The organism is Nonomuraea typhae, from assembly GCF_009760925.1.
Classification (GTDB): Bacteria; Actinomycetota; Actinomycetes; order Streptosporangiales; family Streptosporangiaceae; genus Nonomuraea; species Nonomuraea typhae.
The window spans coordinates 58,765-72,301 of sequence record NZ_VRLV01000013.1 but is presented as its reverse complement, the minus strand read 5'-3'; the positions used below and the strand labels follow the sequence as shown (position 1 = coordinate 72,301).

14 protein-coding genes are annotated in these 13,537 nt (G+C 71.6%); 9 read left to right on the top strand and 5 right to left on the bottom strand.

Translation table 11 applies throughout. The features are described from left to right. The first annotated feature begins 2 nt into the window (after positions 1-2). From FVE25_RS38100 to FVE25_RS38090, 3 genes are all read left to right on the top strand, one after another. A complete protein-coding gene (locus tag FVE25_RS38100; RefSeq protein ID WP_157252356.1) occupies positions 3-398 on the top strand; it encodes a cytidine deaminase in 396 nt (131 codons plus the stop codon). Further along, entirely contained in the window at positions 398-1,669 is a 1,272-nt protein-coding gene (locus FVE25_RS38095) for a thymidine phosphorylase (RefSeq protein ID WP_157252355.1), read from the top strand. The genes FVE25_RS38100 and FVE25_RS38095 overlap by 1 nt, the downstream gene beginning before the upstream one ends. A 73-nt stretch (positions 1,670-1,742) precedes the next feature. After that, on the top strand, positions 1,743-1,901 hold the full coding sequence (locus FVE25_RS38090; RefSeq protein WP_157252354.1) for a hypothetical protein: 159 nt from the start codon (positions 1,743-1,745) through the stop codon (positions 1,899-1,901). On the opposite strand, the gene FVE25_RS38085 is transcribed toward FVE25_RS38090, so the two are convergent. Next, positions 1,888-2,274, bottom strand: coding sequence for a MarR family winged helix-turn-helix transcriptional regulator (locus tag FVE25_RS38085; RefSeq protein WP_157252353.1), 387 nt, complete (start codon positions 2,272-2,274; stop codon positions 1,888-1,890). The genes FVE25_RS38090 and FVE25_RS38085 overlap by 14 nt on opposite strands. A gap of 135 nt (positions 2,275-2,409) precedes the next feature. Here FVE25_RS38085 and FVE25_RS38080 point away from each other — a divergent pair, with 135 nt between their 5' ends. The 4 genes from FVE25_RS38080 (at position 2,410) to FVE25_RS38065 (ending at position 5,633) form a co-directional block, all read left to right on the top strand. Continuing rightward, complete coding sequence (locus FVE25_RS38080; RefSeq protein ID WP_246268080.1) at positions 2,410-3,768, top strand: MFS transporter; 1,359 nt, start codon at positions 2,410-2,412, stop codon at positions 3,766-3,768. A 117-nt stretch (positions 3,769-3,885) separates the two neighbouring features. Then, positions 3,886-4,407, top strand: coding sequence for an AMIN-like domain-containing (lipo)protein (locus FVE25_RS38075; protein ID WP_246268078.1), 522 nt, complete (start codon positions 3,886-3,888; stop codon positions 4,405-4,407). An 8-nt stretch (positions 4,408-4,415) separates the two neighbouring features. After that, entirely contained in the window at positions 4,416-4,766 is a 351-nt protein-coding gene (locus FVE25_RS38070; RefSeq protein ID WP_246268076.1) for a cupin domain-containing protein, read from the top strand. A gap of 57 nt (positions 4,767-4,823) precedes the next feature. After that, complete coding sequence (locus FVE25_RS38065; protein WP_157252349.1) at positions 4,824-5,633, top strand: NAD(P)H-binding protein; 810 nt, start codon at positions 4,824-4,826, stop codon at positions 5,631-5,633. Here the strand turns inward: FVE25_RS38065 and FVE25_RS38060 are convergent, their stop codons facing one another. Then, positions 5,634-8,744 (bottom strand): AAA family ATPase, encoded by a 3,111-nt coding sequence (locus tag FVE25_RS38060; RefSeq protein WP_157252348.1) that lies wholly within the window; start codon positions 8,742-8,744, stop codon positions 5,634-5,636. Between the two features lie 22 nt (positions 8,745-8,766). Here FVE25_RS38060 and FVE25_RS38055 point away from each other — a divergent pair, with 22 nt between their 5' ends. Beyond that, the gene (locus FVE25_RS38055) at positions 8,767-9,846 is read left to right on the top strand and encodes an adenosine deaminase (protein WP_157252347.1); all 1,080 of its coding nucleotides are present in this window, start codon (positions 8,767-8,769) and stop codon (positions 9,844-9,846) included. Beyond that, on the top strand, positions 9,843-10,457 hold the full coding sequence (locus tag FVE25_RS38050; protein ID WP_157252346.1) for a PH domain-containing protein: 615 nt from the start codon (positions 9,843-9,845) through the stop codon (positions 10,455-10,457). The genes FVE25_RS38055 and FVE25_RS38050 overlap by 4 nt, the downstream gene beginning before the upstream one ends. A gap of 149 nt (positions 10,458-10,606) precedes the next feature. Here FVE25_RS38050 and FVE25_RS38045 read toward each other — a convergent pair whose 3' ends face one another. The 3 genes from FVE25_RS38045 to FVE25_RS38035 are packed head-to-tail and all read right to left on the bottom strand — an operon-like array spanning position 10,607 to position 13,429. Beyond that, positions 10,607-11,335 carry an enoyl-CoA hydratase/isomerase family protein gene (locus tag FVE25_RS38045; RefSeq protein ID WP_157252345.1) on the bottom strand — a complete coding sequence of 243 codons (729 nt, stop codon included), beginning with the start codon at positions 11,333-11,335 and terminating at the stop codon, positions 10,607-10,609. Beyond that, positions 11,332-12,801, bottom strand: a complete 1,470-nt coding sequence (locus FVE25_RS38040; RefSeq protein WP_157252344.1) for a class I adenylate-forming enzyme family protein — start codon at positions 12,799-12,801, stop codon at positions 11,332-11,334. The genes FVE25_RS38045 and FVE25_RS38040 overlap by 4 nt, the downstream gene beginning before the upstream one ends. Then, positions 12,758-13,429 carry a TetR/AcrR family transcriptional regulator gene (locus FVE25_RS38035; protein ID WP_157252343.1) on the bottom strand — a complete coding sequence of 224 codons (672 nt, stop codon included), beginning with the start codon at positions 13,427-13,429 and terminating at the stop codon, positions 12,758-12,760. The genes FVE25_RS38040 and FVE25_RS38035 overlap by 44 nt, the downstream gene beginning before the upstream one ends. Positions 13,430-13,537 lie beyond the last annotated feature (108 nt).

Here is a 13,537-nt window from a genome sequence, read left to right as displayed (position 1 = left end):
ACATGACCATCGACTGGGACGGCCTGCGCGACGAGGCACGGGCCGCGATGCGCAACGCCTACGCCCCCTATTCCAAGTTCCCCGTGGGCGCCGCCGCCGTCGTCGACGACGGCCGGATCGTCACGGGCTGCAACGTGGAGAACGCCTCCTACGGCCTGAGCCTGTGCGCCGAGTGCGGCCTGGTCTCGGCCCTGAACGCCTCCGGCGGCGGCCGCTTGGTCGCCTTCACCTGCGTCGACGGGCACGGCGAGCTGCTGATGCCGTGTGGCCGCTGCCGCCAGCTGTTGTATGAGTTCGGCGGGGAAGACCTGCTTGTCGAGACGCCCGACGGGCCGAAGCGCATGGCGGAGATCCTGCCCTACGCCTTCGGCCCCGACGACCTGACCAAGGGAGCCTGATGGACGCCATCGAGGTCATCGTCGCCAAGCGCGACGGTCATGAGCTGACGACCGCGCAGATCGACTGGGTGATCGACGCCTACACGCGGGGCGAGGTGGCCCACGAGCAGATGTCGTCGCTCGCGATGGCGATCCTGCTGAACGGGATGAACCGCCGCGAGATCGCCGAGTGGACGCAGGCGATGATCCGCTCGGGCGAGCGGATGGACTGGTCGATGCTCGACCGCCCCACCGCGGACAAGCACTCCACCGGCGGCGTGGGCGACAAGATCACCCTGCCGCTGGCGCCGCTGGTGGCGGCCTGCGGGGCTTACGTCCCCCAGCTGTCCGGCCGCGGCCTCGGCCACACCGGCGGCACGCTGGACAAGCTGGAGTCGATCCCGGGCTGGCGGGCGTCGCTGTCGAACGAGGAGATGCTCGCGGTCCTGCGCGAGGCCGGCGCGGTGATCTGCGCCGCGGGCTCCGGCCTGGCCCCCGCCGACAAGAAGCTCTACGCGCTGCGCGACGTGACGGGCACGGTGGAGTCGATCCCGCTGATCGCCTCCTCGATCATGTCCAAGAAGATCGCCGAGGGCACCGGCTCGCTGGTCCTGGACGTGAAGGTCGGCTCCGGCGCGTTCATGAAGACCGTGGATCGTGCCAGGGAGCTGGCCGAGACCATGGTCGCCCTGGGTTCCGACGCCGGGGTGCGCACGGTCGCGTTGCTGACCGCGATGGACCGCCCTCTGGGCAAGCAGGTCGGCAACGCGCTGGAGGTCGAGGAGTCGGTCGAGGTCCTGGCGGGCGGCGGCCCCTCGGACGTGGTCGAGCTCACGGTACGGCTGGCCCGCGAGATGCTGGAGGCCGCCGGGGTGTCCGGCAAGGATCCGGAGCAGGCGCTGAAGGACGGCTCGGCGATGGACGCCTGGCGCCGCATGATCGTGGCCCAGGGCGGTGACCCGGACGCCGTGCTGCCGAAGGCGGCCGAGTCGATGACGGTGGACGCCCCGGAGTCGGGCGTGCTGACCGAGCTGGACGCCTACGCGGTGGGCCTGGCGGCCTGGCGCCTGGGCGCGGGCCGGGCACGCCAGGAGGATCCGGTGTCGTTCGGCGCCGGCATCACCTTGCACGCCAAGCCGGGCGACCTGGTGCGCGCCGGTCAGCCGCTGATGACCCTGCACGCCGACGAGACCGCCCGCTTCGCCAGGGCGCTGGAGGCGCTGGAGGGCGGCTACGCGGTGGGCCCGGTGAGCGTGGAGCAGCTCCCGCTGGTCATCGACCGCATCGGCTAACCGCCGGAAATAAGTCCGGCGGTCAAGGTGTTCAGGCCAATTAGTTTAAACTTCAACCAGAAAGGCTCTGGTCATGGCCGTCGAGCACCTGTTCATGCTGATCATGGGGATCGTCGTCGCCGCCACTGTGGCGCTGGTCCCGCTGGCCCTGGCCCTGCGGGGCATCAGGGCCGACGAGTGGCCCGTGCTGCGCCGGCGCCTGGTTGTCTGGCGCGGTTTCATCGTGCGTTGACCGGGGTGCCGGCGAAGATGCCGTTGAGCACGGCCCGGTGGGTGGGCAGCGCCTCCGCGTGGCGCTTCCTGCCCTCCTCGGTGATCAGCACGAAGACGCCGCGCCGGTCCACCTCGCAGGTGCCCCGGGTGACCAGCTTGGCCTTCTCCAGGCGGGCGATCACGCGGGAGAGCGCGCTCTGGCTGAGGTGGACCTCGCCGCAGAGCTGCTGGACGCGTAGCTGGGAGTCGTGGTTGACCATCCGGTCGAGCACCTCGAACTCACTGGGACCCAGGTCGTGCTTCTCGCCGAGCTCCCGCTCCAGCGCGCACATGGTCTTCGCGTACTTGCCCAGGACGTAATGCCAGGTCCCGACCACGCCTTCCTCGTCCATGACGCGGAGGTTACCATCTCGCCAAATCTCATGCAACGGAATTAATTGCGTTTGCATTTGATGCAGTTGCATGTAGTGTTCAGTCCCATGTCCACTTCCTCACGCCGTTGGGGCGCGCTTGCCGTGCTCTGCGCAGTGATCTTCCTTGACGCGCTCGATGTGTCGATGGTCGGCGTGGCCCTGCCCGCCATCCAGAACGACCTCGGGCTCACTACTTCCTCTCTGCAGTGGGTTGTCAGCGGATATGTCCTCGGCTACGGCGGTCTCCTGCTGCTCGGCGGCAGGACGGCAGACCTTCTCGGGCGTCGCAGGGTGTTCCTGGTCGCCTTGGCCGTTTTCGCGGTGGCGTCGCTGCTCGGCGGCATCGTGGACGACGGTGCCCTGTTGATCGCCGCCCGGTTCGTGAAGGGCGTGAGCGCGGCGTTCACCGCGCCCGCCGCGCTGTCCATCATCACCACCACGTTCCCGGAGGGGCCGCTGCGCAACAAGGCGCTCAGCGTGTTCACCGCCTCCGGCGCGAGTGGTTTCTCCCTTGGCCTCGTGTTGTCCGGTCTGCTGACCCAGATCGGGTGGCGTTGGACGTTCCTGATGCCGGTGCCCGTCGCGATCATCGCGCTGGTCGCCGCGCTCAAGGTGCTGCCCAAGGTGAAGGAGGAGCGGGCGGAAGGCGGCCACGACCTGATCGGCGCCGTGCTGATCACCGCCTCCATGCTGCTGCTCGTCTTCACCGTCGTGCAGGCGCCCGAGGTCGGCTGGACCTCGCTGCGCACCCTCGGCTCGCTGGCCGGCGCCGCCGTCCTGCTCGGGCTCTTCGTCTTCGCCGAGCTGCGCATGAAGCACCCGCTGGTTCGCCTCGGAATCCTGCGCTCCGGCCCCATCGTCCGGGCCAACCTCGGATTGGTGATCCTGTTCGGCTCCTACGTGGGCTTCCAGTTCGTCGCCATGCAGTACTTCCAGAACCTCCTCAAGTGGTCGGCCATGGAGACCGCGCTGGCGTTCCTGCCCGCCGGCATCCTGGTCGCCCTGACCTCCACCAAGATGGGCGACTTCGCGGACCGCTTCGGCACCGCCCGCCTCATCACGATCGGCTCGGCCGCGCTGGCCGCCGGATACGCCTTCTTCTTCGTCGGCATCTCCACCGCGCCCAGCGTGCTCGGCATGGTCCTGCCCGGCATGATCCTGCTCGGCATCGCCTTCGCCCTGTCGTTCCCGTCGCTGAACATCCAGGCCACCAACGGCGTCCACGACGACGAGCAGGGCCTGGCCTCCGGACTGCTCAACACCTCCGGCCAGGTCGGCGGCGCGGTCGTGCTGGCCGTGGTCACCGCGGTGCTCACCTCCGGCGGCGGCCTGTCCATCGGCGCCCTGCGCGGCGCGATCGTGGTCTCGCTCATCCTGGGCGTGGTCGGCCTCGGCATCGCGCTGACCGGCCTCAGGACTCGTACGGCACCGGCCGTCGACCCCGGCGAGGCCAAGGTGTTCGAAGCCGTCTGACCTCTTCGCCTCCTGCCGAAAGCCGAAGGACCCCGCACGACTCGCCCCGTGCGGGGTCCTTCGCATGCCCGCCCATGAGCTGGGCATACACCCCGTATGCGGCCTTCACCAGGGTTCGTGGCAACGCTCTGCCTCGCCGTACTGTGCGGATGCGGTACGGCCACGCCCGCGACGACGGCGACACCGGCGGCCGCCACCGCGGAACCCGCACCGACCGGCACCGCCGAGGTCGAGGTCGAGCACCGGGGCGGCACGCAAACCCTGGTGACCGGCGTCCGCTACGCCGATCACGGCGCCTACGACCGCGTGGTCGTCGACCTCAAGGGCCCCGTCCCCGGATACACGGCCAGATGGGTCGAGGAGCTGACCGAGGACGGCTCCGGGCGGCCGATCGACGTGACCGGCGGCGCCTACCTGCAGCTCACGCTCACCCCCGCGGACGCCCACACCGAGAAGGGCGCCCCCACCTGGACCGGCGGCCCGATCTTCCAGGCCGGTCTGGGCAACGTCCGGAGCGTGGTCAGGACCGGCGACTTCGAAGGCCATGTCGGCGTCGGCCTGGTGCTCGACCGGCGGGCCGGGTTCGCGGTCAGGGAGCTGGGCTCGCCCAGCCGCCTGGTCGTCGACGTGGCACACTGACATCCGTGGTGAGAAAGATCGAAGGGGCGACCCGGATTCCGGTGCCCGGCGGCAAGGTCATCGACGAGCACGTGGGCCGGGTGAACAGCGGCGACGCGGCCGTCTCTATCGCCCACATGGGCGCGCCCGCCGGGTGGGACGAGCCCGCCCAGACGCCCGAGTTCACCGAGTACACCGTGGTCCTGCGCGGCACGGTGCTCGTCGAGCACGCGGAGGGCGTCACCGAGGTGCGCGCGGGCCAGTCGATCGTCACCGAGGCGGGGGAGAAGGTCCGCTACAGCTGCGGGCCCGAGGGCGCCGAGTACATCGCTGTCTGCCTGCCCGCCTTCTCGCCCGACTCCGCCCATCGCGACGCGTAGCGCCCGCTAGATCCGATGTAGCGCCTCCTGGTCGAAGAGCGATCAGGAGGAGAGATCATGACCATTCTCGTCACCGGCGCCACCGGGAAGGTCGGCCGCCACGTCGTCAGCCAGCTCGTGGAGCGGGGAGAGAGGGTACGGGCGCTGACCCGCAACCCGGCCCGCGCGAGCTTTCCCCGCGGGGTCGAGGTGGCCGCGGGCGATCTCACCGTCGCCGAGTCGCTGGCGCCCGCGCTCGACGGGGTCACCGCGCTGCACCTGCTCACGGTGGCGGGCGAGGACCTGAGCCTGCTGGAGAACGGCGGTGAGATCGTGGATCTGGCCGTCAAGGCCGGGGTCGAGCGGATCTCGGTGCTGGGCAGCTTCTACGAGGGCACCGTCGAGGCGGCGCTGCGCGAGCGCGGGCTGCCCTGGACGCAGTTGCTGTGCGTGGAGTTCATGTCCAACGCCTTCGAATGGATGGACGGCGTGCGCGCGGGCGTCGTCCACCACTTCGGCAACCTGCCGGGCGCGGTCGTGCACGAGGCCGACATCGCGGCGGTCTCCGTGGCGGCGCTGACCGAGGACGGCCACGCCGGCCAGGCGTACATGATCAGCGGGCCGGAGCTGAACACGCCCGCGGAGCGGGTTCGCATGATCGGCGAGGCGATCGGGCGTGAGGTGGAGTTCCGGGAGCTGACCGAGGCGCAGGTGCGCGAGCGCATGGCCGCCGAGGGCGCCGAGCAGGAGATGATCGAGTTCACGGTCATGCTCGGCACCAATCCGCCCAAGGAGGGCGCGATCGTGCAGCCTACCGTCCAGCAGGTGACCGGCAGGCCCGGCCGTACCTTCGCCCAGTGGGCGCGGGAGAACGCCGGCGCCTTCTGATCACCAGGTCCAGGTGACCGGCTCGGCGGGCTGGTAACGGCAGGTGGCACCCGTCGAGACCGCCTCACGCAGGTGCGCGGCCAGCTCGGGATGGCGTTCGCCGAGCTGGCGCAGCGTGTTGCGGATGCGGTTGGTGACCGCCTTGCGGGCCCGCTCGGCCTCGTCGCCCAGCCGCCGCGAGCGCCCGCCCAGCCCGGCGGCCCGGCGCAGCTCGTCCAGCAGCGCCTGCCGTTCGACGTCGTAGGCGGCGGCCCGCCGGTCGTCGCCGCGCTCGGCCGCCCGGTCGATCTCCTCGTCGAGCAGGTCCAGCCGCCGCCGATACCGCGCCTTGGCCTCGTCGTCGAGCACCGCGTCCCCGCCCATGCGGCGCGCGGCCACCGCCTCGGCGCCGCCCGCCGGGTTGAGCAGCTCGACCGCCGAAATCTCCGCCCCCGGGCTGCCCATGAGCGCGCGCAGGTCGTGCAGCCCCTTGGCGTCCGGCACATGCGCGGTACGGCCGGCGAACGTCAACGTCCAGACCCCGCCCTCCAGCCGGAACACGCCGGCCCCCTCCGCGTGCGGCGGCAGCCGTACCCGCATCCCGAGCTCGGCGGCCTCCCGCTCGACGTCGGCGAGCAACCCGCCCGGGTCCGCGCCGCGGGCGAGCAGCACCTCGGCCAGGCGCGCCCGGGACTCCACCGACCACGGCCGCGCGCCCAGCCGGTCGGCGGCCCGATAGGCGGCGGTGAACCCCTCGGCGGCCTCCTCCCAGCGGTCCCGGGCGGCGTCGAGCACGGCGATCCAGTGGTCGAACGGGCCGTCCACCGCGATGGTCGAGGTCACCGCCCACTGCCCGCGGTACGGCTCGATCGCGGCCCGGGCGTTCGCGCACAGCTCCGGGTCCCGCGACAGCGCCGCGGCCTGCGCCTGGAACCGCAGCCAGAGCGGCGACATCCAGGTGAGCAGGTCCGGGCCGCCGGCCATCAGCACGGTCAGCTGGCGCAGCGCGCCGGCCGCGTCACCCCGCTGCGCCGCCACGACGCCCGCGAACAGCGGCACGTTGCCGCTGCCCGCCGCGCGCATCTCGGCCAGGAGCGCGTCGGCCTCCTCGAAGCGGCCCTGGAGCAGCGCCGCCGACAGCAGTTGCATCCAGCGCAGCTCGTCGCCGTCGACGTACGGCTGCTCGCCCAGCTCCCGCGTGGTCTCCGCCAGCCGCCGCGCCTCGTCGAAGCGCCCCTGGAGCAGCGCCTGCCTGGTCCTGATCACCATGGCCTCGTGCTCGAACAACGGCAGCCCCGCCCGCCCGGCCAGCTCCGCGAACGTCCGGCTGACCGTCGCGTGCCGCGGATCGCCCAGCTCCAGCAGCGCTCCCGCGTGCCACGACAGCGCGTTGAGCGTGGCCTGCGGCTGGTTCGACCGGGTGGCGACCTGCGCCAGCTCCTCCGCCAGCGCCGCGCGCTCCGCGGCCGTGCCCGGCCGCCAGATGGCCGACATGCGGGCCAGCAGCGTGGCCGCCAGCGTCCGGTCGTCGCCCCGGTGCCGGGCCCGGTCGGCGGCCAGGCCGCTCAGCTGCTCGCCCACCTCCTCGATCCGGGCCGCCTCGCCGCGCACCAGCCGCCGGTGCGCCTCGCGGACGAAGTCGGGAAAGCCCAGGTGGTACAACTTCAGCGCCGTGTGCGCCAGCAGCGCCGGGTCGTCCAGCTCGCGAGCGGCGGCCATGGCCGACTCGATCGCGCGCCCGCCCTCCTCACGCTCGCCGATCCGCTGCAGCGCCAGCCCCATCTCCAGCTCGATCTCGGTACGGCGGGCCCGCTCGTCCCCCGGCACCAGCTCCAACGCCCGCCGGTAGTGCCCCACGGCCTCCTCGTCGGCCAGCCGCGCCTCGGCATTCTGGGCGGCGGCCAGGAGAAGGCCGGGCGCCTCGGAGACGGCGGCCAGGTACGCGTGCCTGGCCAGCTCGGTGAGGTGCGCCTGCCCGGCCGTCCCGAGCTCCGCGCCGGGGTCCGCCGGACGGAGCGCCGTCAGTGCGGCCGCATGTCCCGCCCGCCGGCCCGCTTCGTCGAGCTCGGCGTAGAGCGTCTCGCGGACCAGATCGTGCACGAACGCGTGACGGCCTTCCCCGGCAGGCGCGACAAGCTGAGCGGCGACCGCCTGACCCAGCGGCGCACCCACGTCGGCCGTCTGGCCCTGCGTACCTACGTCGGCCGTCTGGCGTACGTCCTGCTCTGTCACGCCGTCCTGCTCTGTCACGCCGTCCTGCTCTGTCACGCCGTCCTGCTCTGTCACGGCGGCCTGCTCTGTCACGGCGGCCTGCTCTGTCACGGCGGCCTGCTCTGTCACGGCGGCTTCCAGGACCGTGTCGTCGAACTCGCGCCCCAGCACCGCGGCCGTCCGCAGCACCGCCCGCACCTCCGCCGACAACCGCGACAGGCGGCGCTCCACCGCCGCGCGCACCCCGGCCGGGATCGTCGCCAACGGGCTGCCGCCCTGCCAGAGCCGGGCGGTCTGCTCGACGAAGAACGGGTTGCCGCCGGTGCGCCGGTGGATCTCGCCGACCAGTTCGTCCTCCGGCCGCACCCCGGCCGTGCGGGCGACCAGTTCGCCGACCTCCGCACGGCTCAGCCCGGACAGGGCCACCGTGGTCGCCTTGAGCTCCGGCGGCAGCTCCGACTCGCCCTGCCGGTAGGTGCCGATCACCAGCAGCCGCTCGAACCAGGCGTGCCGGGCCACGAACTCCAGCAGCTTGAGCGAACCGGCGTCCGCCCAGTGCAGGTCCTCCAGCACGACGACCAGAGGCTGCTCCCGCGAGCCCTCGACCAGCAACGCCGTGACCGCGTCGTACAGCTCGAAAGGGGTGCGCGCGCCCGCGAAGACGTCGGCGTCGGGCCGCAGCCTGCGCACGACCTGGACCCACGGCCAGTACCCCGGCGCGCCCTCGCCCTCCCAGCAGGCGGCGCTGAGCACCCGCGCCCCCGCGGTCACCGCCCGCCCGGCCGCATCGGACACCAGCGCGCTCTTGCCGACGCCCGCCTCACCCGTGACCAGCACGAGGGAACCGTGGCTGGTCGACGCGCGGTCGACCTCGGCGCGGAGAATCGCGGCAGGGTGTTCGCGTCCGATGAGGATGGCCATGTAGGCACATTATGATGGCGAGATGAGTACGCAGCCGACCCTGGACGAGATCAGGCGCGCACCGAAGGTCCTGCTCCACGACCATCTCGACGGCGGCCTGCGCGCCGAGACGATCGTCGATCTGGCCCATGAGTCGGGCTATGACCGGCTGCCCACCAACGACCCCGGCAACCTGCGCCAATGGTTCCAGGAGGCGTCGGACTCCGGGTCGCTCGTGCGCTATCTGGAGACGTTCGACCACACGGTCGGCGTCATGCAGAACCGCGAGGCGCTGGTGCGCGTGGCGGCCGAGTGCGCCGAGGACCTCGCCGCCGACGGCGTCGTCTACGCCGAGGTGCGCTACGCCCCCGAGCAGCACACCACCACCGGCCTCAGCCTCGACCAGGTCGTCGAGGCGGTGCTGGAGGGCTTCCGCCAGGGCTCGGAGGGTCGCGGCATCAAGGTCGGCACGCTGCTGACCGCGATGCGGCACCAGGCCCGCTCGATGGAGATCGCCGAGCTGGCCGTGCGCTACCGCGACGTCGGCGTGGTCGGCTTCGACATCGCCGGCGCCGAGGCCGGGTACCCGCCCACGCGTCACCTGGACGCCTTCGAGTACCTCCAGCGCGAGAACGCGCACTTCACCATCCACGCCGGCGAGGCGTTCGGGCTGCCGTCGATCTGGCAGGCGATCCAGTGGTGCGGCGCCGACCGGCTCGGCCACGGCGTGCGCATCATCGACGACATCACCGTCGCCGACGACGGTACGGCGAAGCTGGGCCGCCTGGCCGCCTACGTGCGCGACAAGCGCATCCCGCTGGAGATGTGCCCGACCTCCAACCTGCAGACCGGAGCCGCGGCCTCCATCGCCGAGCACCCGATCGGGCTGCTGCGCCGCCTGCACTTCCGGGTCACGGTCAACACCGACAACCGGCTGATGAGCCGCACCAGCGTGTCGGAGGAGTTCGCCAAGCTGGTCGAGGCGTTCGGCTACGGCTGGGATGACCTGCAGTGGTTCGCGGTGAACGCGATGAAGTCGGCGTTCATCCCCTTCGACGAGCGCCTGGCGCTCATCAACGGCGTGATCAAGCCGGGGTTCGCGCAGCTCAAGTGGCAGTCATGAGACAGGTCTTCCGCTCCAAGTTCGCGTTCGTGCTGGGGTGGGTGTGGGTGGCCTTCGTGGCCGCCAACACCGTCGATCTGATCGTCCGCTACTCCGGCAAGCCGTCCATGGTGGCAGGGGCGGTGCTCGGCGTGCTGACCGCGATGGTCTACGTGATCGCGCTGCGCCCGGCCACGGTGGTGGAGGAGGCGGCGCTGACCGTGCGCAACCCGTTCCGCACGACCGTCCTGCCGTGGGCGTCGGTGGGGGACGTGACCGTCTCCCACGCGATCACCGTCGGCTATGGCGAGGGCGAGCAGTCGGTGCGGCTGTGGACGCCCACCGCCACCGCCCGCGAGCGGGCCAAGGCGCAGGGCCGCGGGATGGCGACCCCGCGGCAGGGCCGCTTCCGCACCCAACCTGCGCTGACCAAGGCCGAGCAGTCGGCGCAGCAGGCGTTCGCCGGCAAGACCCACGCCGACTGGGTCGGGGACCAGATCACCGAGCGCGCCGAGACGGCCCGCCGCCGCAAGGAGGAGGCGGGCCCGGCGACCATCACGTGGGCGGTCGACTCCCTCGTGGTGATCGGCGTCTGCCTGGCCCTCGTGGTGGCGGCCATCCTCGTCCCCTGACCGCGCAGGTCCGCCGGCCGCACAGCGAAACGTTTCACTGGGCCGCTTACTGGGCCGCGAAACGTTCTACTGGGCAGCGAAACGTTCTACTGGGCCGCGAAAGACGTTTTACTGGGTAGCGAAACGTTTTACTACGCGGCGAAACGTTTTCATCGGCGGGCTCGGGTGGCGAAGCGTTGCATTCCGGCCTTGGCCAGGCCCGTCTCCTCCACCTCGTGAGCGGCCGCGCTCTCGCGGGCGAAGGCCCGTTCGACCTCCTCCAGGGACGGCCGCAGCAACCGCAGATGGACGGCTGTCGCCAGCCCCGGCTCCGTCCAGCGTTCGGCCAGGGCGACGGCCGACTCCAGCAGCGCGTCCCCGGGCACGACCTCGTCCAGGAGCCCGGCCGTCAGCGCCTGGGCGGCGTCCAGCCTGGCGGTGTCGAGGACCAGGCGGAGCGCCCGGCCGCCGGTCAGGCGGGGAAGCAGCACGCTGGAGGCGTTGGAGATGGACAGGCCGATGCCGTTCTCCGGGAAGAAGTAGCCGGCGGCCGGGGTACCGAGGCGGGCGTCGAAGCTCAGGATCCACTCGGCGGCGCCGCCCACGGCCAGGCCGTTGACCGCCGCCACGACCGGAACCGTGGTCTCCAGGACCGCTCTGGTCAGGTCGTGAAACGTTTCAACTTCGGCGGTGAGCGACGTGCCCGCCGCCTCGTACAGGTCCTCGCCGGCGCAGAAGGCCCGGCCCGCGCCGGTCACCACGATGCCGCGCCCGCTGTGGCCGTGCTCGCGGACCGCCGCCGCCAGCCGTACGCGCATGTCGGAGGTGAGGGCGTTGAGCTTGTCCGGACGGTTCAGCGTGATCACCGTGACCTCGCCGTGGGCGTTGACCTCGATCATGCTCGCTCCTTCTCTGTGGCTATGGCGCCCGCCCGCTGGTCGCGTCCGGGGGTGAGCAGGTGGCGCTTCTCGATGCGCTGGGACGGGGTGTAGACGAAGGCGTCGACGAACTCCACGAAGGCCGGGATCTTGAAGCGGGCCAGCCGTTCCCTGGCGTGGTCGATCACCCGGGCGGCGGTCGTCCCGTCGGGCGCGTGGCCGGGGTGCAGCTGGATGAACGCCTTGGGCAGCTCGCCCCACAGCTCGTCGGGGATGGGGACCAGCGCGGCGGCCTGGACCGCCGGGTGCTGCGACAGGACGTTCTCGACCTCGGCGCACGAGATGTTCTCGCCGCCCCGCCGTACCATGTCCTTCAGCCGACCGGCGTGGTGGATGTAGCCGTGTTCGTCCTGGTATCCCAGGTCGCCGGTGTGATACCAGCCGCCGCGGAAGGCGTGGGCGGTGGCGTCCGGGTGGTTCCAGTAGCCGCGCATCATCGGCCGGCCGCGGACCACGATCTCGCCCGGCTCGCCGTCCTCGGCGAGGACCTTCACCTCCTTGCCCGGCGGCGCGAAGCCCATGGCGCCGGTGCCGACCGTGGCCGCGTCGTCCGGGTGGACGAGCAGGTCGGGGCCGCTCTCCGTGGAGCCGTACAGCTCGCGCCAGGGGGCGCTCCAGCGTTCCTCCAGCGCGGCGTGCAGCTTGGGCGGGATGCCGGAGCACATGACCAGGCGCATGCGGTTGTCCCGGTCGTGCTCGTGCGGCGGCTGCTTGTACAGCAGCATGGGCATGGTGCCGAGCACATAGGTGACGGTGGCGCCGTACCGGCGGGCGGCGGGCCAGAAGCCGGAGGCCGAGAAGCGGGGCAGCACCACGAGCGGAACCCCGGCCACCAGGCACATCAGCGCCATCCACTGGGGGTCCATATAGGAGAACGGCTGGGCCACCATGACCACGTCGTCGTCCCTGAAGCCGACCAGGTCGGTCATGAGCCGGGCGGTGCCGGTCCAGTAGGAGTGGGGCAGCATGCAGGCTTTCGGGAAGCCGGTGGTGCCCGAGGTGTAGGAGAAGGTGGCCAGATCCCACGGGTTGATCCGCACGTCAGGGGCCTTGCCGGTGGTCTCCTCCAGCACCGGCACGCCGAGTGCGCGGATGGCAGGGGCGTGCTCGGGGGCGGCCATGGCCAGGCGGGCGCCGGAGTCGCCGAGCACGTGGGCCAGGTCGGCCGGGCCGTACCCGGCGTTGACCGGGACCGTGATCGCGCCGGTCTTGAGTACGGCCAGCCAGCTGAGCGGCCAGTCGGGGACGTTGCCGAACATCACGGCCACGCGGTCGCCGGGCCGTACCCCTTGGGCGGCGAGCGCTCCGGCGAGCCGGTCGGTGCGCTCGTCCACCTCGGCGAAGCCGAGCGTACGGTCAGGGAAGATCAGGAACGGGCGGTCGTCATGGCGCCGGGCGGCCTGCCGGAGCAACTCGGGGATCGACATGGGGCTCCCATGGGTAATCGGGCAGCAGGGTGAGGTCGAGCCGCATGGTCACCTGCGCGGACGAGCGGACCGCGGCCAGCCCGATCGTCACGAACTCGGCGCACACCTCTTCCAGCGTGGATTCGCCGTCGGGGCGGTACCACTCGCTGGTGCCGGTGCACATGGACATGAGGGCCAGCCGGGTCAGCTTCCGGTCGGCGATGCGGAAGGCGCCCTGCTCGACGCCGTCGGCCAGCGCGGACTTCCAGCGCTGCTCGTAGAGGTCGCGCAGGGCGATGATCTCGTCGCGGGCGCTGGAGCCGTGGGTGAGGGAGCGGAGTTCGCCGTCCATGACGCGGCTGGTCATGGGGTACAGCGCGTGGACGGCGGTCAGGGAGCTGATCAGCGTGGCCAGGCGTTCGGCGGGGTCGTGGCGGCCGGTCAGCATGCGGTCGGTGGCGTCGGTGAGGCCGAGCTGGCCGGCCCGCATGAGGTCGGCCAGCAGTGCTTCCTTGCTGGTCACGTGGTGGTAGATGCCGGCGTTGGTCATGTTGAGGGCGGCCGCGAGGCTTCTGATGCTCGTCGCGGCGTAGCCCTGGTCGGCGAAGAGCCGCATCGCGGCGCTTCTGATCCGGAGTGCTGTGTCCATGTCTCCTACCGAACGTTTGGTAGGAGCCTAGCCGACCGAACGATCGGTAGCCAGAGGTGCGTCTTGACCTCTTCACCAAAGTCCGTTTAGGTTTGGCTTGCCTAACTA